Source organism: Bradyrhizobium lupini (genome assembly GCF_040939785.1).
Classification (GTDB): Bacteria; Pseudomonadota; Alphaproteobacteria; order Rhizobiales; family Xanthobacteraceae; genus Bradyrhizobium; species Bradyrhizobium canariense_D.
In genome coordinates this window covers 2,222,768-2,240,600 of sequence record NZ_CP162553.1, presented here as the reverse complement: position 1 = coordinate 2,240,600, position 17,833 = coordinate 2,222,768, and the positions used below count along the sequence as shown (strand labels likewise).

General features: G+C 65.0%; 19 protein-coding genes and 1 pseudogene. 9 read left to right on the top strand and 11 right to left on the bottom strand.

The window, feature by feature from the left end:
- Positions 1-58: 58 nt before the first annotated feature.
- The 6 genes from AB3L03_RS10870 to AB3L03_RS10845 all read right to left on the bottom strand — a co-directional run bounded on the left by AB3L03_RS10870 (position 59) and on the right by AB3L03_RS10845 (position 4,462).
- The gene (locus AB3L03_RS10870; protein WP_085357864.1) at positions 59-361 is read right to left on the bottom strand and encodes a copper-binding protein; all 303 of its coding nucleotides are present in this window, start codon (positions 359-361) and stop codon (positions 59-61) included.
- Positions 362-377: 16 nt separating this feature from the next.
- Positions 378-833 (bottom strand): plastocyanin/azurin family copper-binding protein, encoded by a 456-nt coding sequence (locus AB3L03_RS10865; RefSeq protein ID WP_085383679.1) that lies wholly within the window; start codon positions 831-833, stop codon positions 378-380.
- 35 nt (positions 834-868) lie between these two features.
- A complete protein-coding gene (locus AB3L03_RS10860; RefSeq protein WP_085357890.1) occupies positions 869-2,206 on the bottom strand; it encodes a copper oxidase in 1,338 nt (445 codons plus the stop codon).
- A 13-nt stretch (positions 2,207-2,219) separates the two neighbouring features.
- Complete coding sequence (locus tag AB3L03_RS10855) at positions 2,220-3,641, bottom strand: TolC family protein (protein ID WP_247489678.1); 1,422 nt, start codon at positions 3,639-3,641, stop codon at positions 2,220-2,222.
- A 9-nt stretch (positions 3,642-3,650) separates the two neighbouring features.
- Positions 3,651-3,935, bottom strand: coding sequence for a hypothetical protein (locus tag AB3L03_RS10850; protein WP_018455708.1), 285 nt, complete (start codon positions 3,933-3,935; stop codon positions 3,651-3,653).
- A 74-nt stretch (positions 3,936-4,009) separates the two neighbouring features.
- Positions 4,010-4,462, bottom strand: coding sequence for a hypothetical protein (locus AB3L03_RS10845; protein WP_368508554.1), 453 nt, complete (start codon positions 4,460-4,462; stop codon positions 4,010-4,012).
- 152 nt (positions 4,463-4,614) lie between these two features.
- On the opposite strand from AB3L03_RS10845, the gene AB3L03_RS10840 reads away from it, so the two are divergent.
- Positions 4,615-5,880, top strand: a complete 1,266-nt coding sequence (locus AB3L03_RS10840) for an MFS transporter (protein ID WP_026233006.1) — start codon at positions 4,615-4,617, stop codon at positions 5,878-5,880.
- On the opposite strand, the gene AB3L03_RS10835 is transcribed toward AB3L03_RS10840, so the two are convergent.
- Together AB3L03_RS10835 and AB3L03_RS10830 are read right to left on the bottom strand one after the other, a co-directional pair.
- Positions 5,877-6,284, bottom strand: coding sequence for a DUF4864 domain-containing protein (locus tag AB3L03_RS10835; RefSeq protein ID WP_247372437.1), 408 nt, complete (start codon positions 6,282-6,284; stop codon positions 5,877-5,879). The genes AB3L03_RS10840 and AB3L03_RS10835 overlap by 4 nt on opposite strands.
- Positions 6,285-6,337: 53 nt before the next feature.
- Positions 6,338-6,979, bottom strand: a complete 642-nt coding sequence (locus AB3L03_RS10830; RefSeq protein ID WP_026233005.1) for a TetR/AcrR family transcriptional regulator — start codon at positions 6,977-6,979, stop codon at positions 6,338-6,340.
- A gap of 240 nt (positions 6,980-7,219) precedes the next feature.
- Here AB3L03_RS10830 and AB3L03_RS10825 point away from each other — a divergent pair, with 240 nt between their 5' ends.
- From AB3L03_RS10825 to AB3L03_RS10815, 3 genes and pseudogenes are all read left to right on the top strand, one after another.
- Positions 7,220-7,717: a (2Fe-2S)-binding protein gene (locus tag AB3L03_RS10825; RefSeq protein WP_018455702.1), complete on the top strand. Its 498-nt coding sequence runs from the start codon at positions 7,220-7,222 to the stop codon at positions 7,715-7,717.
- Positions 7,714-8,774: pseudogene (locus AB3L03_RS10820) on the top strand (xanthine dehydrogenase family protein subunit M). Before AB3L03_RS10825 ends, AB3L03_RS10820 begins: the two are co-directional and overlap by 4 nt.
- The gene (locus AB3L03_RS10815; RefSeq protein WP_368508553.1) at positions 8,761-11,016 is read left to right on the top strand and encodes a xanthine dehydrogenase family protein molybdopterin-binding subunit; all 2,256 of its coding nucleotides are present in this window, start codon (positions 8,761-8,763) and stop codon (positions 11,014-11,016) included. The pseudogene AB3L03_RS10820 and the gene AB3L03_RS10815 overlap by 14 nt, the downstream one beginning before the upstream one ends.
- Before the next feature lie 42 nt (positions 11,017-11,058).
- Here the strand turns inward: AB3L03_RS10815 and AB3L03_RS10810 are convergent, their stop codons facing one another.
- Both AB3L03_RS10810 and AB3L03_RS10805 read right to left on the bottom strand, forming a co-directional pair.
- Complete coding sequence (locus tag AB3L03_RS10810; RefSeq protein ID WP_368508552.1) at positions 11,059-11,211, bottom strand: hypothetical protein; 153 nt, start codon at positions 11,209-11,211, stop codon at positions 11,059-11,061.
- 140 nt (positions 11,212-11,351) lie between these two features.
- Positions 11,352-11,900 carry a cupin domain-containing protein gene (locus AB3L03_RS10805; protein ID WP_007600574.1) on the bottom strand — a complete coding sequence of 183 codons (549 nt, stop codon included), beginning with the start codon at positions 11,898-11,900 and terminating at the stop codon, positions 11,352-11,354.
- Between the two features lie 149 nt (positions 11,901-12,049).
- On the opposite strand from AB3L03_RS10805, the gene AB3L03_RS10800 reads away from it, so the two are divergent.
- Both AB3L03_RS10800 and AB3L03_RS10795 read left to right on the top strand, forming a co-directional pair.
- Positions 12,050-13,378, top strand: coding sequence for an aspartate aminotransferase family protein (locus tag AB3L03_RS10800; RefSeq protein WP_018455698.1), 1,329 nt, complete (start codon positions 12,050-12,052; stop codon positions 13,376-13,378).
- Between the two features lie 70 nt (positions 13,379-13,448).
- On the top strand, positions 13,449-14,714 hold the full coding sequence (locus AB3L03_RS10795; protein WP_018455697.1) for a D-amino acid dehydrogenase: 1,266 nt from the start codon (positions 13,449-13,451) through the stop codon (positions 14,712-14,714).
- Positions 14,715-14,820: 106 nt separating this feature from the next.
- Here the strand turns inward: AB3L03_RS10795 and AB3L03_RS10790 are convergent, their stop codons facing one another.
- The gene (locus tag AB3L03_RS10790) at positions 14,821-15,477 is read right to left on the bottom strand and encodes a helix-turn-helix domain-containing protein (RefSeq protein ID WP_018455696.1); all 657 of its coding nucleotides are present in this window, start codon (positions 15,475-15,477) and stop codon (positions 14,821-14,823) included.
- A 180-nt stretch (positions 15,478-15,657) separates the two neighbouring features.
- On the opposite strand from AB3L03_RS10790, the gene AB3L03_RS10785 reads away from it, so the two are divergent.
- The 3 genes from AB3L03_RS10785 to AB3L03_RS10775 are packed head-to-tail and all read left to right on the top strand — an operon-like array spanning position 15,658 to position 17,828.
- Positions 15,658-16,416, top strand: coding sequence for an ABC transporter substrate-binding protein (locus tag AB3L03_RS10785; protein ID WP_368508551.1), 759 nt, complete (start codon positions 15,658-15,660; stop codon positions 16,414-16,416).
- Positions 16,417-16,446: 30 nt separating this feature from the next.
- Complete coding sequence (locus AB3L03_RS10780; RefSeq protein WP_018455693.1) at positions 16,447-17,100, top strand: amino acid ABC transporter permease; 654 nt, start codon at positions 16,447-16,449, stop codon at positions 17,098-17,100.
- Complete coding sequence (locus tag AB3L03_RS10775; protein WP_018455692.1) at positions 17,097-17,828, top strand: amino acid ABC transporter ATP-binding protein; 732 nt, start codon at positions 17,097-17,099, stop codon at positions 17,826-17,828. Before AB3L03_RS10780 ends, AB3L03_RS10775 begins: the two co-directional genes overlap by 4 nt.
- The last annotated feature ends 5 nt before the right edge of the window (positions 17,829-17,833 follow it).

The window sequence follows — 17,833 nt, the reverse complement described above, 5'->3', positions numbered from 1 at the left end:
CCCGGCCATGATTTGTGGAAGCGTCTGGGGCCGATATCGGCGGACGGAGGAAGTGGCCCTACTTCGCCTTCTCCATCCGGGTCACCGTATAGCCCGAAGTCGCCTCTTCGGCTTCGAAAGTCACCTTGTCGCCGACCTTCACCTGCTTGAGCACGGCCGGGTCCTTGACGCGGTAGATCATGGTCATGGGTTCATCCATGCCGAGGTTCTTCGCGGGCCCGTGCTTGAGCGTGATCTTGCCGGCGCCCTCGTCGATCTTCTTGACCTCGCCGCTGATCGCGGCGCCCTGGGCTGCCAGGGCACCTGTGGCAAGGCCGACGGCCAGCGCCAGCGCGGCGGCGATACGGATGATGCGGTTCATGGGAGCCTCCCTTGCGTTACTTCACGGTGACGTGGCCGACCATGCCGTAGTCGCGGTGGTCGGGAATCAGGCAGGAAAATTCGAACGTGCCGGCCTTGCTGAACTTCCAGAGGATCTCGGCTGTCTTGCTCGGCGCGAGCCTGACCCCGTTGGGATCGTCATGCTCCATGTGCGGGTGCTTCTTCATCTCCACCGCATGCGCGAGATTCTCCTTTGTGGTGGCGAGCAGGAATTCATGGTCCTCCTTACCGACATTGCGCAGCACGAAGCGAATCTGCTCGCCGCGTTTGACCTCGATCCTGGCGGGGGCATAGTCCATCTCGTTCAGCAGGATCTCGATGGTGCGCGCGGGCTTTTTGGGATCGCCGGGCTCGCCGGCCGAAAAGGTGCCGTGCCCGTGCTGGTCGTGGGCCAAGGCCGGCGCGGTGGAAAGCGCGGCCAGCGCGAGACCGAGCTTGATCGTCGTCTTCATTGGTAGCTCCAGTTGGTGGTGGTTCATCGAAACGCTCACATCTTCATGTTCTTCATCGGCGGTCCGCCTGGTTGTTGCCGCACGGGCTCCGGGGCCGGCGGCGTGACCTCGTAGGCGACGGTGCCCTGCGGGAATTGGTAGGGGCCGGGATCGCGATAATCGTCCCGCGCGAGGCCTTCGCGGATCTTCATCACCGTGAACATGCCGCCCATCTCGATCGGGCCGAACTGACCGGTGCCGGTCATCATCGGCAGCGTGTTGTCGGGCGCGGGCATCTCCATGTTGCCCATCGCCATGCCGGTCGAGCCCATCGCCATGCCGTCAGGCGCGAGCTTGCCGACCGCCTTGGCGAGATCCTTGCGCGACACCCCGATCATATTGCGCATGTCGTGTCCCATCGCATTCATGGTGTGATGCGACTTGTGGCAGTGGAACGCCCAGTCGCCGGGGTTGTCGGCGAGCACGTCGAACACCCTGACAGCGCCGACCGGTACGTCCGTCGTCGTCTCCGGATATTGCGCGCTCTCCGGAATCCAGCCGCCGTCGGTGCAGGTCACCGCAAAGCTGTGGCCGTGCAAATGGATCGGATGGTTGGTCATGCTGAGATTGCCGATGCGCACGCGCACCTTGTCGCCGAGCCTGACCGGCAGCGGATCGATGCCGGGAAACACCCGCGCATTCCAGGTCCACATGTTGAAGTCGGTCATCTCGTTGACCTTCGGCAGATAAGTGCCGGGATCGACGCGATAGGTGCTCATGACGAAGACGAAGTCGCGGTCCACGGCCCGAAAGCTCGGGTCGCGCGGATGCACGACGACCATGCCCATCATGCCCATCGCCATCTGCACCATCTCGTCCGAATGCGGATGGTACATGAAGGTCCCGCTCTTCCTCATCTCGAACTCGTAGACGAAGGTTTTTCCCGGCTGGATGTGCGGCTGGGTAAGTCCGCCGACACCGTCCATGCCGCTGGGAATGATCATGCCGTGCCAGTGCACGGTGGTGTATTCGGGCAGCCTGTTGGTCACGAAGATGCGGACCTTGTCGCCCTCGACGGCCTCGATCGTCGGGCCCGGTGACTGGCCGTTATAGCCCCACAAATTCACCTTCATGCCCTCGGCGAATTCGCGCACCACGGGCTCGGCAACGAGATGGAATTCCTTCCAGTCGCCGTTCATCCGGAACGGCAGCGACCAGCCGTTCAGCGTGACGACGGGTCGATAGTCCGGCCCGCTGACGGGGTGCAGCGGCGGCTGCATTACGACCTTGTCCATGTGCGGGGCTTCCGGAATCGAGGCGGCCTGGGCGCGGCCGCTGACGACGGATGCGCCGGCGAGCGCGGCGCTACCCAAAAATCCTCGGCGGGAAAACATGTTGGCCTCCATGTCAGTGACCGCCATCGGCAGGCGCTGCCGCGGCGAGAGTGGTTGAATTGTCGCCGTCAGCAGGCGCGCCGCCGCCATTGACGGCGGTCTGCAAGTCGGATTGGGCAAGGAAAAATCTTTGCCTGGCATCGATTGCACCGCGCAGCGACGCGAGCCGCTGCCGCGCCTCGGTGAGCAGCGCGAAGATATCGACCTGCATGCTGGAGAAGCGGAGCTGCATCTCCTCGGTGATGATTTTTCGCAAGGGGATGATCTCGCGCTGATAGTGGCTGGCGATGTCGTAGCCGGAGCGATAGACCCGATAAGCATCGCGCGCCTCGGAGCGTACATTCACGGCGCGTTCGGTCAGCCGGTTGAAGGCGAAATTGTAGGTCTCCGCCGCCTGCCGCACCCGCACTTCTCCGCCGTCGAAGATCGGGATCTGAAACTGCACGTCGAAGCCGCGCTCGCGGAACGGCGCGCCTTCCGGATCTCGGGTGCGGCGGGAGATGCCGGCGAGATCGAGCAGTGTCACGAAGCGCGTCGCCTCCGTGAGGTTCAGCGACTTTGCGAGCGCGCTCAGCTCGAGCCGCGCGATCTGCAGGTCGATGCGATGGGCGACCGCGTCGGCTTCGATCGACGGCAAAGCCTGCGGCCGGCGCGGCAGCGGCGGCAGTTGATTGGGCAGCCGGAAGTCGAGCCCGCCGTCCCACAGCCCCATCAGGCGCGCCAGCTTTTCGCGCGCGCTCGTCGCCGTCTGTCGCGCGGTGGCGAGGTCGGCGGTGGTTTCGGCGTAAAACACCTGTTCTCGGGCCTGATCGAGCTTGTTGATCGAGCCAGTTTCGCCGAGCTTGACCGCGAGCTGCGCGGTTGATTCCGCCGTCGCCTTCGCATCCGTCAGCAACGCCACCATCTCGTTGCCGCCAACGGCGCGCCAATAAGCGCGGCGGACATCGGCGGCAAGCCGCAACGTCGCCAGGCTTGCGCGCAATTGCGCCTGGCGGAAACGGTCGCGGGCGATTTCCGAGCGGAACGGCAGGGTGGCGAGCGCGAGGATGTCGCCGACAATTTGACGCTCGATTTCGCTGGCGCCGTTGCCCGAGATCCGGGAGACCGAGAACACGGGATTGGGCGGCAGGCTCTGCTCGACGAGATCGGTCTCGGCCAGCGCCAGCTCGTTATAAGCGGCCTGAAGCCCCTTGTTGTTGAGCAGTGCGATCTGCACGGCGGTCTCGATGCTGAGTGTTCGCGACAGCAGCTGGCGAACGCGCGCGTCGACCGCGCCGGCTCCTTCGGTTGTTCGCACAAAGGCGACATCCTTGTTGATGGTCTGGCTCGTCAGTTCCGAGACGGCCTTCATGCCGCTGTCGGGCGAGAAGGCGGCGCAGCCTGCAAGTCCAAACGAGGTGAGACCGAGCAGGCTTAGCGCGAGACGATGTGTCATGGCGCGCTCCTACCGGTCTTGCTTGAGCTGCGGCGCGACGCTCTCGTTGCGCTCGCGCCATGGTGCCGGCGTCGCGGGCCGCAGGCTGGTGTAGGGCGCAATCGTCGAACGATAGCCGGCGCGCGCGATCTTGGCCGCGGGATCGGCAGGATCAGCGCCAGCGACTTGTATCGTTGCCGGCATGCAGCCGGACAACGCCAAGGCCGTCGCGGCCAGCAGCGGCCAATTGAATCGAAAGTGTCGTCCCCGCGCCGCGGATGCAGCGGCGGACTTCGCCCCGGAAAGCGTAAGCATGAGTCATCCCTGATCTGTCTGGAGACCACAGGTGCGCGCGCGCGGATGCGCGCTCGGCCTGACGTCGTCGCGCGTCAGATCAGGCGATCGGAGGGCGGTAGTGCAGGGGCGGCGCCGCGCTGTGCAGGCTGGCCACGATCTCGGGCGAGCAGGCGGAAACCGGCTGAAGCGACTTTGCGACGCTGGGCAGGTCGGCCGGCAGCGCGCTCACGCACATCATCGCGCAGCACGGTCCCGCCGTACCCTTGCCGCCGTGATGATGAGGGGGTGGGGGGCGCGTCCTGCGCGGCGGCCTGGTGATGCGCATGCGGCCCGGCGTGGTCATGCGAAGCGCCGTCATGCGTGTGGCTGGCCTGCATCTGGTGATGCACCGGCACGCGATCGGCGAGGAGCGCGTCGTCGAGGCACGGTGCTGGAGCGCTACCCCAGGCGAGGCTTGCGGCCGGCGCGATCACGCAGAACAGATAGGCGAAGGCAATGAAGCGCCCCACCTTGATCCGCATCGATCGTGTCAATCGCAGCAACATTCCGCCGACATGCTCTCCGCGCCGCCTTGTTGCATGCGCTGATTTGCAAAATAATGACAAAACGCGCGTTCGCCAAGCTCCATCTTACCGCAGTGCACCGTGCATGCCCAATATCGCGCCACAATGGTTGACCCTGTGGTGATCCGCGGGCCATGGTCCCGCCCGTGCACGCACCAAATCAGTCTGGACAAACACCCGAAGCATTCACCCCTGATTCGCGTCAGGCCTGGATGCGCCTCGTCATTGCGCTTCTGATCGGCTCGATCGGCGGCGTCGGCATGTGGGCGATCGTCGTCATGATTCCCGCGGTGCAGGCCGAATTCTCCGCCACGCGCGGCGCGGTGTCGCTGGCTTTCACCCTGATGATGTTCGGTTTCGGGCTTGGCGGCGTCATCGCCGGCAGGATCACCGACCGCTTCGGCATCGTGGCGGCTATGGCGATCAGCATTGCCTTCCTCGGGGTCGCCAATGTGCTGGCGGGTCTGTCGACCCAGCTCTGGCAGTTCGTGGCGGCGTATTTCCTGATCGGGCTCGGCACGTCGGCGACCTTTGCGCCGCTGATGGCGGAGGCCTCGCACTGGTTCGAGCGCTATCGCGGCCTGGCCGTGACGATCGTCGCCAGCGGCAATTATGTCGCCGGCACGATGTGGCCGCCGCTCGTGAGCACGGGCATGCAGACGATCGGCTGGCGCTTCACTCATATCGGCATCGGCCTCGTTTGCGTCAGCCTGATGACCATCCTGGTGCTGGTCCTGCGCGCGCAGATGGGCGACGACAAGGTTCACGATCATGCCAATGCAGCGCCGCCGCGGGTCGACCTCAAGCTCTCGACCAACACGCTGACGGTGCTGCTCTCGATCGCCAGCATTTCCTGCTGCGTCGCCATGGCAATGCCGCAGGTGCATATCGTCGCCTATTGCGGCGATCTCGGATATGGCGTGGCGCGCGGCGCCGAGATGCTGTCGCTGATGATGGCCTGCGGCATCGTCAGCCGGATCGGCTCCGGCTACCTCGCCGACAAGATCGGCGGCATCCCCACACTGCTGATCGGTGCGGTGGCGCAAGGCTTTGCACTCGTGTTCTATCTGTTCTTCGACGGCCTGACCTCGCTCTATTTGATCTCCGCGATGTTCGGCCTGTTCCAGGGCGGCATCGTGCCGAGCTATGCCATCATCGTGCGCGAGGCGATGCCGGCGAGCGAAGCCGCAACCCGCGTCGGCATCGTGATCTTCGCCTCCGTGTTCGGCATGTCCTTCGGCGGCTGGGTCTCGGGCGTCATCTTCGATGCGACAGGTTCCTACGCCGCGGCGTTCGCCAACGGCGTGGCGTGGAACGCGCTCAATATCGGCATCGTCTTGACGCTGCTGATCCGCTCGCGGATCAATGCAGTCAGGACCGGTCCGGGTTTTGCGACCTAGACTGCCTGTCCCGCCTTCAGCAGCGAACAACCCGTGATCTTGTAGCTGCCGTCCGGCTGCTGCTCCAGCGTGTAGAGCGCTTCCCAGGCCTCGCCATTGGCATCGATGATATGGACGTGCTGGGCAATCCGGCTGCCCTCGCTCTTGCTGTCGCCAAATTCAAAGCTCTTGTGCCGATAGACCGGCGGATAGCCGTTTTGCACCATGGACATGAAGATGTCGGGCGCGGGGAAGATCTCCTGGATCGCAGGAGCGGCGTAGGAATAGGCCCCGCGCGCGTCGTCGCGGCCGAATGCCTGCTCCTGGGCGCGGATGATACTCTGTGCCGTCGCGACATCGTCGGCGCGCGCTGAGATGGGACCGAAGGCGACACTGAGAAAGACCAGCAAGGCGGCGATGCGCATGACAAGCTCCGCGTTGAAATCCCGGCGGCGCCGATCCTAGCACATCTCGCGGGCTATCGCTTCCGCTTTGCAGCCGGCTTCGCAGGCTTGGCGGACGCGCGGACCTTGGCTTTCATGGCAGGCTGCACCCGCAAACCGTCAACGAACACATCGAGCATCCGCAGCACCGAGGATTGCCAGCCGGGCTGGTCGTGCATGTAGCACATGCCAAAGAACGCGCGCAGCAAGTCCTCGGGACTGACGTCCGCGCGCATCGCACCGGCCGCGGCTGCGCGATCGAGCAGCGAGCCGATCGCCTTGGTCAGGCGCTCAAAGGAAAAGGCATGCAACTCCGACCCGCTCTGCACCGCGAGTGCCAGGGCTGCCACCATGCCCTTCTTGGTGGCAACGAATTCGACTCCTGAGCGCAGCCAGCGCCTGAGCGCGTCGACCGGGTCACTGGCGTTCTTCAACTGCTCGGCGAGCTCGCTGAGCTGCTCGACCTCGCGCCGGTACACCGCCTCGAACAAATCCTCGCGGGTCGGGAAATGCCGATAGAGCGTGCCGATGCCAACGCCGGCGCGTTTTGCCACCGCCTCCAGGCTCGCCTCCGGACCACCCGCGTTGAACACGGCCTTGGCCGCCTCGAGCACGCGCTCGCGATTGCGCACGGCATCGGCACGGGGCTTGCGGGTCTGGTCGGTGTGCTCGTCCATGCCGGCAATGTAGATCACGAATTGGTTAGATTGAACCCTTACGGGGCTGCATCGCGTTGATGCGCACGGGCTTTTGACGAATTCCAAATATTTCCCGCCGGCCCTTGTTAAGCGGAGGCTGCCTCCGTATCTTCGCTGAAGTCGTTGCCCCGGATGATGTTCGGGGGGCGCATATCGACGGCGGCCACGGCGGTGGCGCGCTGCGCGATCACTCATGTCTATTCCTGATCGGAGCCTTGTATGAACCACTCCATCAGCCTCACCGTGAACGGTGCGCGGCGCGACTTCGTCCTCGACGATCCGCGCGTCACGCTGCTCGATCTCCTGCGTGAGCGCCTCCACCTGACCGGAACCAAGAAGGGATGCGACCGCGGCCAATGCGGCGCCTGCACCATTCTCGTCGACGGCAAGCGCATCAACTCCTGTCTCGCGCTGGCCATCAGTCATGATGGCGCCGACATTCTCACCATCGAGGGCCTGGCGCGCGGCGACCAGCTTCACCCCGTGCAGGCCGCTTTCATCTCCCACGACGGATTTCAGTGCGGCTTCTGCACGCCCGGCCAGATCATGAGCGCGATCGGCATGATGAGCGAGGCGCAGGCCGGCAACGATCCCGAGCGCATTCGCGAATGCATGAGCGGCAATCTGTGCCGCTGCGGCGCCTATGCCGGTATCGTCGATGCCGTGCTCGACGCGCAGGCCGGCATGGACGAATCCAATCAGAGGCGCTCCGCATGAAGCAATTTGATTACGTCAGGCCGGCCACGGTCGCCGAAGCCGTCGCGGCCGCGACGCAGCCGGGCGCGGTCTATCTCGCCGCCGGCACCAATCTGCTCGATCTGATGAAGGGCGGCGTCAGCCGTCCGGATCGTCTGGTCGACGTTACCCATCTCGACGGACTCGATCGGGTCGAGCGCCTTGCCGACGGTGGTATCCGCATCGGCGCACTGGTGAGCAACGCCGATCTTGCGCATGACGCAGACTTTGCCAAGGCCTATCCGGCCGTCGCCGAAGCGCTGCTCTCCGGCGCATCGGCGCAACTGCGCAATGCCGCGACCGCGGGCGGCAATCTACTGCAACGGACGCGCTGCGCGTATTTCTACGACACCGCAAGCCGCTGCAACAAGCGCGAGGCCGGCAGCGGTTGCGACGCGCGTGACGGCGAGAACCGCACCCACGCCGTGCTCGGCTGGAGCGAAAACTGCATCGCAACGCATCCATCCGACTTCTGCGTACCCTTGGTCGCGCTTGACGCCATCGTCGAAATCGAGGGCAGGAACGGGCGGCGCGAGATCGCGCTCGACGACCTGCATCGCCTGCCCGGCGATACGCCCGAGCGTGAATCGGCGCTCGAACCGGGGGATCTCATCGTCGCGGTGCGCCTGCCGCCTGCGGCGCGCGGCTTTGCGGCTCATGCGCGCTATCTTAAGGTCCGCGATCGAACGTCCTACGCGTTTGCCGTCGTCTCGGCTGCGGCTGCGCTGCGGATCGAGAACGGCGAGATCGCGGACGCGCGGCTTGCGCTCGGCGGCGTCGCGGCAAAGCCCTGGCGCGCCCGCGCGGCGGAGGATGTGCTCAGGAACGTCGCGCCCACGGTGGACGCTTTCCAGGAAGCCGCCTCGCGCGCGCTCGCCGACGCAAAATCGTCCGGCGACAACGCCTTCAAGATCGAGCTCGCGCGCCGCATCGTCGTGCGTGCGCTGAGCCTCGCCGCCGCCGGTACGCCCGCGCGCATCCCCGCGCTGCCGGCCTCTCCTTTGCCTCGACGTCCGGAGCCATTCATGCCCGAGCTTAATCTCACAAGCGCGCCCGCTCATCTGCGCCACGGCTCGAACATCGGCCAGCCGCTGACCCGCCGCGACGGGGTCCTCAAGGTCAAGGGCCAGGCGACCTACGCCGCCGACAATCATCCGCCCGGCATGCTGTTTGCCGTGATGGCCGTCGCCAGCATTTCGCGCGGCCGCGTGACTTCGCTCGATGTCAGCGCTGCCAAGCGCCACCCCGGCGTCGTCGATGTCATGACGCCAGACCACAAGCCTGGGCTCGCGATCGATCCCGAGATCAAGACCAACCCCTTCGTGTTCCGGATGGAGGTGTTGCAGAGCAATGAGGTCCGCTACGCCAACCAGCCGATCGCCGTCGTGATCGCCGAGACGCTGGAGGCTGCGACGGAAGGCGCGGCGCTGCTGGCGCCGCGCTACGAGACGCTGCCCGCGCTCATCGGCCTCGATGCGGGTGAAAGCTTCGTGCCGCCGGTCGTCGGTGTCGGCAACCCCACGGAAAATCACCGCGGCGATGTCGAGGCGGGGCTTGCCTCCGCCGACAAGCGGATCGACGCGATCTACGAAACGCCGCCGCAATATCACAACGCAATGGAGCCGCATGCGATCGTGGCTGCCTGGAACGGCGACAGTCTGCACATCGACATGCCGACCCAGGGTCTCATGCTGTCGCTGGCGCGCGTTGCCGAATTGTTCGGCATCGCACACGACAAGATCCACATCCGCAGCCCGTTCCTCGGCGGCGGGTTCGGCTCGAAGGGGCTCATGGCCGGCCCTCCGGTGCTCGGCATTATGGCGGCAAAGCTCGTCGGCAAACCGGTCAAGCTGGTGCTGCGCCGTGAGCAGATGTACGGCCCGGTCGGCCATCGCGCGCCGACGCGGCAGCGGCTGCGCATCGGCACAGATGGCGAGGGGCGCCTGACCGCGCTCGATCACCATGCGAGGACCGTGTCGAGCACGTTCGACGATTTCTACGAACCCGCGGCTGATGCCTCGCACACGCTCTATGCGGCGCCCGCGATCCGCACCTCGCATGATGCCGTGCGCGTCAACACCGGCACGCCGTTGTTCATGCGCGCGCCCGGCGAGGCCACCGGCTCGATCGCGCTAGAGAGCGCGATCGACGAGATGGCGTGGGCTTGCGGCATCGATCCGCTCGCCTTTCGTCTGAAGAACTATGCCGAGGTCGAGCCCATCACCGGCAAGCCGTTCTCGTCCAAGGCATTGCGCGCCTGCTACGAGCAGGGAGCGGCGCGCTTCGGCTGGGCGAAGCGATCGCTCCAGCCGCGGCAGATGCGCGACGACGATGGCCTTCTGGTCGGCTGGGGCATGGGCACCGCGACGTTCCCGGCGCTGATGTTCCAGGCCGAGGCACGCGCAGTGCTTCGCCGCGACGGCTCCGGCGCCATGGAAATCGGCGCGCATGACATGGGGCAGGGCGCCTGGACGGCGCTGGCGCAGATTGCGGCCGACGAACTGGGGCTTGATATCGACCGCGTCGAGTTCAAGGCGGGTTCATCCGACCTGCCCGATGCCGGCATCGCCGGCGGCTCGGCACACACGGCAACCGCGGGTGCCGCGATCCACAGCGCAGGCGCGGCCGTGATTGCAAAACTCGCCGATCTCGCCACCAACGATGAGCGCTCGCCGCTGTTTGGCGCCGGCAATGCCGGCGTGATCGCGCGCGATGGCAGGTTGATCCGGCGCGACGACGAGAGCCGCGGCGAAAGCTATTCCGAGATTCTCGCGCGCGCCGGCGTCGCCGAGCTCGAGGCGCGCGGCACGGGCGCGCCGAATCCGGCGGCGATGGAGGAGTATGCGATGCACGCCCACGGCGCGGTGTTCGCGGAGGTGAAGGTCGATCCCGAGCTCGGCCAGGTCCGCGTCACCCGCATGGTCGGCGCTTTCGCCGCGGGACGCATCGTCAACCCGCGTATGGTGCAGAGCCAGCTGTTCGGTGGCATGATCTGGGGCCTGTCCTTCGCGTTGCACGAGGAAGCCATCACCGACCGCCGCACGGGCCGGATCATGAACGCCAATCTCGGCGAGTACCATATCCCGGTGAATGCCGACGTGCCGCCGCTCGACGTGATCACGGTCGATGAGCACGACCCGCACGTGAACGCGCTCGGTATCAAGGGTGTCGGCGAGATCGGCATCACCGGCAGTGCGGGCGCGGTTGCCAACGCGGTGTGGCATGCGACGGGCGTCCGTGTCCGCCGTTTCCCGATCCGGATCGAGGAGTTGCTGACGTAGCCTTTAAGCAGCGGCGGGCGAGGCCGTCTCGCTCTCCGCCTGCTAGTGCAGCTTCTTGCGAAGAGCCTTGAGCGCTTCTCGCTGCGACTCGATGTAGTTCGCGATGGCCTTGCGCAGCTCCTCCGAATGGAGCTTGTCGTTCTCGCGCTGCACTTCATCGAGTGCGGCCTCTGCATTTGCGAGCGTGATCTTCATAGCGAGCCCTGTTACGAAGCGGCTCCGGAAAGCGGAGGCTGCTTGGCTATGGCTCGAAATATATAGAGGATCAGGCTGCGGAAATTGAGATGGCTCAAGCTCCGTAAGATACCGGTGGCTCCGTAGGATCGCGGATAACTTCAAAATGTCGGCGGTGTGCAGGCCGAGATCACCTCGCACGGCTTGCCGCCGACGCAGCGGAAGCGATGCGGACGCCGGCTCTCGAAGTAATAGGCATCGCCCGGATTGAGGATGCGGCGCTCGTCCTCGACGGTGACTTCGAGCTTTCCCGAGATCACGATGCCGCCTTCCTCGCCGTCATGGACGAGGTGAACGCGCCCGGTGTCGCTGCCGGGCTCGTAGCGCTCCTTCAGAATCTGCAGGCTGCGACCGAACAGATTGTCGCCGATCTGCCGATAGGAGATCGGCTTCTTGCCGACCTCGGTCAGCTCTTCGCCGCGGTAAAATATCTTGCGCCGGCTCTCCGGCTCCAGCGCGAAGAATTCGGCGAGCCCCATCGGAATGCCGTCGAGGATGCGCTTGAGGGCGCCGACCGACGGGTTCATCTGGTTGGATTCGATCAGCGAGATCGTCGAATTGGTGACGCCGGCGCGCTTGGCGAGTTCGCGCTGCGACAGCTTCTGGCGCGCCCGGATGAATCGCAGCCGTCCACCGATATCGACGCTCATGTCCCTGTCCCGTGTTGCAGGTGTTGCGGATCGCGCAAATATGGACCGGCAGCCCCAGTTAAATCAATGGCTTGCAGCCTCTCAGAAAAGGACTTGTTGCGCTTTTCAAGCCGTGCCTCTGGTAGCAGGTCAGCAAAGGAGCGTGGCCCGTGACCCTTCATCAGATTCCGAACACCATCAAGACCGACTCGTTCTGGATGCCGTTCACGGCCAACCGGCAATTCAAGAAGGCGCCGCGCCTGTTCTCCTCGGCCGAGGGCATGCACTACACCACCGTCGACGGCCGCAAGGTGATCGACGCCTCCGCCGGCCTCTGGTGCGTCAATGCCGGCCACGGCCGCAAGCAGATCGCCGCCGCCGTCGAGCGCCAGCTGATGACGCTGGACTTCGCACCGTCGTTCCAGATGGGCCATCCGCTGGCATTCGACTTCGCCGAGCGTCTGGCCGAGATCGCGCCGAAGGGTCTCGATCGCATCTTCTTCACCAATTCCGGCTCCGAGTCGGTCGACACCGCGCTGAAGATCGCGCTCGCCTATCACCGCGCCAACGGCCAGGCGAGCCGCACCCGTTTGATCGGCCGCGAGCGCGGCTATCACGGCGTCGGCTTCGGCGGCACCTCGGTCGGCGGCATGGTCGCCAACCGCCGCGCCTTCGCGACCCTGCTGCCGGGCGTCGACCACATCCGCCACACCCACGATCTCACCCGCAACGCCTTCGCCAAGGATCAGCCCGAGCATGGCGCCGAGCTCGCCGATGATCTCGAGCGGTTGGTGGCCCTGCATGGCGCCGAGACCATCGCCGCCGTCATCGTCGAGCCAGTGCCCGGATCGACCGCGGTGTTGCCGCCGCCGAAGGGCTATCTCCAGCGCCTGCGCGAGATCTGCGACAAGCACGGTATTCTCCTGATCTTCGACGAGGTCATCACCGGCTTCGGCCGCCTCGGCACGCCGTTCGCCGCCAACTTCTTCGGCGTCACGCCTGACATGATGACGACGGCCAAGGGCATCACCAACGGCACCGTTCCCTGCGGCGCCGTGTTTGCGAGCCGCAAGGTTCACGACGGCCTGATGGTCGGCCCGGAGAACGCGATGGAGCTGTTCCACGGCTACACCTATTCGGCGCACCCGGTCGCCTGCGCCGCGGGCATCGCGACGCTCGACATCTACAAGGATGAAGGCCTGCTGACGCGCGGTGCTTCGATCTCCGAATATTGGCGCGACGCGCTGCATTCGCTGAAGGGCCTGCCTAACGTCGTCGATATCCGCAATTGCGGCCTGATGGGCGCGGTCGAGTTGTCGCCGCGTGACGGTACGGTCGGCGTGCGTGGCTACGACGTCATGGTCGACTGCTTCAATCGCGGGCTGTACTTCCGCATGAGCGGCGATAGCTTTGCGCTGTCGCCTCCGCTCATCGTCGAGAAGAGCCACATCGACGATATCGTGTCGATCCTCGGCGATGCCATCAAGCGGGTGGCCTGATAATTGCTCTCGCCGTTGCGGAGTTCCCTCTTGCAGCGGCGAGCGTGATGCCGCAGGAGTTTGACCAAGCGTGAAAGTTCTGATCCTCGGCAGCGGTGTCATCGGTGTCACCTCTGCCTACTACCTCGCGCGTGCCGGCCATGAGGTGACGGTCGTCGACCGTCAGCCCGAACCGGCGCTCGAGACCTCCTTTGCCAATGCCGGCGAAGTGTCGCCCGGCTATTCCTCGCCCTGGGCCGGTCCCGGCGTGCCGGTGAAGGCGGTCAAATGGCTGCTGATGAAGCACGGCCCGCTGGTGATCCGGCCGAAGCTCGATCCCGGGATGTGGGTCTGGCTGCTCAAGATGCTGCGCAACTGCACCAGCGAACGCTACGCGATCAACAAGAGCCGGATGATTCCGATCGCGGAATACAGCCGCGATTGCCTGCGCGACCTGCGCCGCGACATCGGCATCCAGTATGACGAGCGCTCGCAGGGCACGCTGCAGCTGTTTCGCTACCAGGCCCAGCTCGACGGCACCGGTGAGGACATCGCCGTGCTCAAGCAATACGGCGTGCCGTTCGAGGTGTTGAGCCGCGAGGGCTGCATCGCGGCCGAGCCGGCTCTGGCGGGCGTGAAAGAGAAGGTCGCGGGCGGACTACGCTTGCCGCAGGACGAGACCGGCGACTGCCACATGTTCACGCAGGCACTGGCCAAGCATGCCGAAGCGCTCGGCGTGCGCTTCATGTTCAATACCGGCATCGACCGCATCGTCACCGAGGGGGCGCGCGTCAGCGGCGTCGCGACCAGCGCTGGGATGTTGCAGGCAGACGCTTACGTGCTCGCGCTCGGAAGCTGGTCGTCGCGGCTGGTCGCGCCGCTCGATATTTCGCTGCCGGTCTATCCCGTGAAGGGTTATTCGATCACGGTACCGATCAAGGACGCTTCCGGCGCGCCGGAATCGACGGTGATGGACGAGAGCTATAAAGTCGCCATCACGCGCCTCGGCAATCGCATCCGCGTCGGCGGCACCGCCGAAATCTCCGGCTTCTCGAGCCAGCTCTATGGTGCGCGGCGCGCCACGCTCGATCACTCGCTGACCGATCTGTTCCCGCGAGGCGGCGATCTCTCCAAGGCGACGTTCTGGAGCGGCCTGCGCCCGATGACGCCGGACGGCCCGCCCGTGATCGGCCCGACGCAATACGCCAACCTTCACCTCAACACCGGCCATGGCACGCTAGGCTGGACCATGTCCTGCGGCTCCGGCCGCGTGCTCGCCGACATGCTGTCAGGCAAAAAGCCGGACATTGATGTGAGTGCGCTGACAGTGGACCGGTACAAGTACCGGTTTGGCTAAGACTCTATCCTCCCGTCATTGCGAGGAGCTCTCGCGACGAAGCAATCCAGAGTGTCTCTGCGGTGAGAATGTGGATTGCTTCGCTTCGCTGGCAATGACGGCTGCGCTACGCCGTCCCCGTCACGCAATTCACCCACAGCACCACCGCCTTCGCGTCATTGGCTGGATTTGAAAACCGGTGGGGCCGACGGCTTGCAAACCGAAAACTGTCGCCCGTCTTCAGCGACCACGTCTCGCTGTCCACCGTCAGCATCATCTCGCCTTCGAGAACGAGGCCGGCTTCCTCGCCGTCATGGGTGTAGAGCTCGTCACCGGTGGAGCCGCCCGGCTCCAGATGCACCAGGAACAGGTTGAGCCGGTTGTCGGGGCTGGCGGGGCTCAGCAACTGCTTGGACACGCCGGTGCGCCAGAGCTTCAGCTCGGGCCGCTGCAGTCCGCGCGTGACCACCTGATCTGGTGCACCGTCGGCGTTCGGGCTCGCGCCGAACAGCGCGGCGATGCCGACGCCGAGCACGTCGGCGAGCGTGGCCAGCACGCGCAGCGACGGCGACGACAGTCCGCGCTCGATCTGGCTGAGGAAACCGATCGACAGCTCCGTGCGCGAGGCAACCGTCTCGAGCGAGAATTGCCTGATGCGCCTGAGATCGCGGATGCGGCGGCCGACCGCAACATCCATCGCCGGCTCGGCCGCTTTGGCGATAGCCCGGGCGGAGGCTTTCACCTTCACCTTCTTCACCGGCTTTGCGGCGGCCGGCCTGTGCATTCTCTTGCCACCGCTCACGTCAAACCGCTTCCTTCATGTGCATGAAAACCACTTGCATCGGCCGCAGAAGTGTGACCAAATTTTCATATTGGTGAAAATAGGCCGAAACGGCTTTGCTCGCAACGTCTGCGATGACGAGGTTTGCGAGCGCCGCCATCGGTCGGGCCCAAGGGGGATGCGATGAAGCGTTTTGGTCTGGCCGCGCTCGCGGCACTCGCGATTGCCGCAGCAGCGCCGGCCTCGGCGCAGCAAGTGCTGAAGGTCGGCTCGACGCCGACAGGCATTCCCTTCACCTTCCTCGACACCAAGACCAATAGCATCCAGGGCATCATGGTCGATCTCGTCACTGGAGTGGGCAAGGATGCCGGCTTCAACGTGCAGATCGAGCCGATGCAGTTCTCGGCCCTGATCCCGTCGCTGACATCAAGCAAGATCGACATCATCGCGGCCGCGATGTTCATCACAGCGCCGCGCAAGGAGGTCGTCGACTTCTCCGACCCGATCTACACCTATGGCGAAGGCCTCGTGGTCCCCAAGAGCGACACCAAGGCCTACGCCACCCAGGACGATCTGAAGGGCGAGACGGTCGGCGCTCAGGTCGGCACCGCCTTCGTCGACGCGCTGAAGAAGTCCGGCCTGTTCGCCGATGTCAAGGCCTACGACACCATCCCCGACATCCTGCGCGACGTGAACACCGGCCGCCTCAAGGCCGGTTACGCCGACTATCCGATCCTCGCCTACAATCTGAAGCAGGGCGGCTTCCCCGAGGTGCGCCTGGTCGATGGCTACAAGCCCGTCACCGTCGGTTCGGTGGGCATCGGCGTGCGCAAGGGCGAGGCCGCGCTGCTCGGCAAGATCAACGCTTCGCTCGCCAAGCTGAAGGCCAACGGCACCATCGACAAGATCCTCGATAAATGGGGTCTGAAGGCACAGGGTTGATCGGCAGAGGCCATCGATGAAAGCTGATCGATGAAAGGCTTCTGGCACGACGCGGCCGAATTCTTCCCGATCCTGATGAGCGGCGTCGCGCTGACGATCGTCGTCACCATCGGCTCGCTGCTGCTTTCGACGGTTCTTGGCCTCGTCTGGGCGATGATGCGGGTCTCCGGCATCCGCGTCCTGTCGCTGCTCAGCGCCAGCCTGATCAACGTGATCCGCGGCATTCCGATCATCGTGCTGTTGTTCTACCTCTATTTCGTGATGCCCGATCTCGGCGTTACCCTGTCCGCGTTGCAGGCCGCGATCCTCGGGCTCGGCATCGCCTACTCGGCCTATCAGGCGGAGAATTTCCGCGCCGGCATCGAGGCCATCGACAAAGGGCAGATCGAGGCGGCGCAATCGATCGGCATGGGCTGGTGGCTGACCATGCGCCGGGTCGTGCTGCCGCAGGCGGTGCGGATCGTGCTTCCGCCCTACGGCAACGTCATGATCATGATGCTGAAGGACTCTTCGCAGGCCTCGACCATCACGGTCGCCGAGCTCGCCCTTCAGGGCAAGCTGATCGCGTCGTCGACCTTCAAGAACACCAACGTGTTCACGCTTGTCGCGCTGATGTATCTCACCATGAGCATTCCGCTGATCCTGCTGGTCCGTCACTTCGAGAAGCGGGCCGGCAAGAAATGATCGAGTTGACCGACGTCCACAAGAGCTTCGGTGCGAACGAGGTGCTCAAGGGCATCACGGCGTCCGTCCAGAAGGGCGAGGTGGTCTGCATCGTCGGCCCCTCCGGCTCCGGCAAGTCCACCATCTTGCGCTGTATCAACGGTCTCGAAAGCTACGACCGCGGCGAGATCAGCGTCGAGGGATTGAAGGTCGACCGCGACGCGCCGTCGATCGTGAAAGTCCGCACCCAGGTCTCGATGGTGTTCCAGCGCTTCAATCTGTTTCCGCACCGGACGGTGCTGGAGAACGTGGTTGAAGGTCCGCTCTATGTGAAGCAGGAGCCACGCGCTGCCGCATTCGAGCGTGGCCGCGCGCTGCTCGCCCAGGTGGGCCTTGCCGAGAAAGCCAACGAGCATCCGCCCCAGCTCTCCGGCGGCCAGCAGCAGCGCGTCGCGATCGCACGGGCGCTGGCGATGCAGCCCAAGGCCATCCTGTTCGACGAACCGACCTCGGCGCTCGATCCTGAATTGGTCGGCGACGTTCTCGGCGTGATGCGCAAGCTCGCCGACGACGGCATGACCATGGTCGTCGTCACCCATGAGATGGGCTTTGCCCGCGACGTCGCCGACCGCGTGCTGTTCATCGACGGCGGCGTCATCGTCGAGCAGGGGCCGGCCAAGTCGCTGCTCAATCAACCCCAGCATCCGCGCACGCAGGACTTTTTGCGCCGCGTGCTGCATCCGCTCTGACCGGT

What these genes read in the sequence shown, in the direction of transcription:
- AB3L03_RS10870 (WP_085357864.1), bottom strand. Translation starts at nt 361, where the DNA reads ATGAACCGCATCATCCGTATCGCCGCCGCGCTGGCGCTGGCCGTCGGC.
- AB3L03_RS10865 (WP_085383679.1), bottom strand. Translation starts at nt 833, where the DNA reads ATGAAGACGACGATCAAGCTCGGTCTCGCGCTGGCCGCGCTTTCCACC.
- AB3L03_RS10860 (WP_085357890.1), bottom strand. Translation starts at nt 2,206, where the DNA reads ATGTTTTCCCGCCGAGGATTTTTGGGTAGCGCCGCGCTCGCCGGCGCA.
- AB3L03_RS10855 (WP_247489678.1), bottom strand. Translation starts at nt 3,641, where the DNA reads ATGACACATCGTCTCGCGCTAAGCCTGCTCGGTCTCACCTCGTTTGGA.
- AB3L03_RS10850 (WP_018455708.1), bottom strand. Translation starts at nt 3,935, where the DNA reads ATGCTTACGCTTTCCGGGGCGAAGTCCGCCGCTGCATCCGCGGCGCGG.
- AB3L03_RS10845 (WP_368508554.1), bottom strand. Translation starts at nt 4,462, where the DNA reads ATGTTGCTGCGATTGACACGATCGATGCGGATCAAGGTGGGGCGCTTC.
- AB3L03_RS10840 (WP_026233006.1), top strand. Translation starts at nt 4,615, where the DNA reads ATGGTCCCGCCCGTGCACGCACCAAATCAGTCTGGACAAACACCCGAA.
- AB3L03_RS10835 (WP_247372437.1), bottom strand. Translation starts at nt 6,284, where the DNA reads ATGCGCATCGCCGCCTTGCTGGTCTTTCTCAGTGTCGCCTTCGGTCCC.
- AB3L03_RS10830 (WP_026233005.1), bottom strand. Translation starts at nt 6,979, where the DNA reads ATGGACGAGCACACCGACCAGACCCGCAAGCCCCGTGCCGATGCCGTG.
- AB3L03_RS10825 (WP_018455702.1), top strand. Translation starts at nt 7,220, where the DNA reads ATGAACCACTCCATCAGCCTCACCGTGAACGGTGCGCGGCGCGACTTC.
- AB3L03_RS10815 (WP_368508553.1), top strand. Translation starts at nt 8,761, where the DNA reads ATGCCCGAGCTTAATCTCACAAGCGCGCCCGCTCATCTGCGCCACGGC.
- AB3L03_RS10810 (WP_368508552.1), bottom strand. Translation starts at nt 11,211, where the DNA reads ATGAAGATCACGCTCGCAAATGCAGAGGCCGCACTCGATGAAGTGCAG.
- AB3L03_RS10805 (WP_007600574.1), bottom strand. Translation starts at nt 11,900, where the DNA reads ATGAGCGTCGATATCGGTGGACGGCTGCGATTCATCCGGGCGCGCCAG.
- AB3L03_RS10790 (WP_018455696.1), bottom strand. Translation starts at nt 15,477, where the DNA reads ATGCACAGGCCGGCCGCCGCAAAGCCGGTGAAGAAGGTGAAGGTGAAA.
- AB3L03_RS10785 (WP_368508551.1), top strand. Translation starts at nt 15,658, where the DNA reads ATGAAGCGTTTTGGTCTGGCCGCGCTCGCGGCACTCGCGATTGCCGCA.
- AB3L03_RS10780 (WP_018455693.1), top strand. Translation starts at nt 16,447, where the DNA reads ATGAAAGGCTTCTGGCACGACGCGGCCGAATTCTTCCCGATCCTGATG.
- AB3L03_RS10775 (WP_018455692.1), top strand. Translation starts at nt 17,097, where the DNA reads ATGATCGAGTTGACCGACGTCCACAAGAGCTTCGGTGCGAACGAGGTG.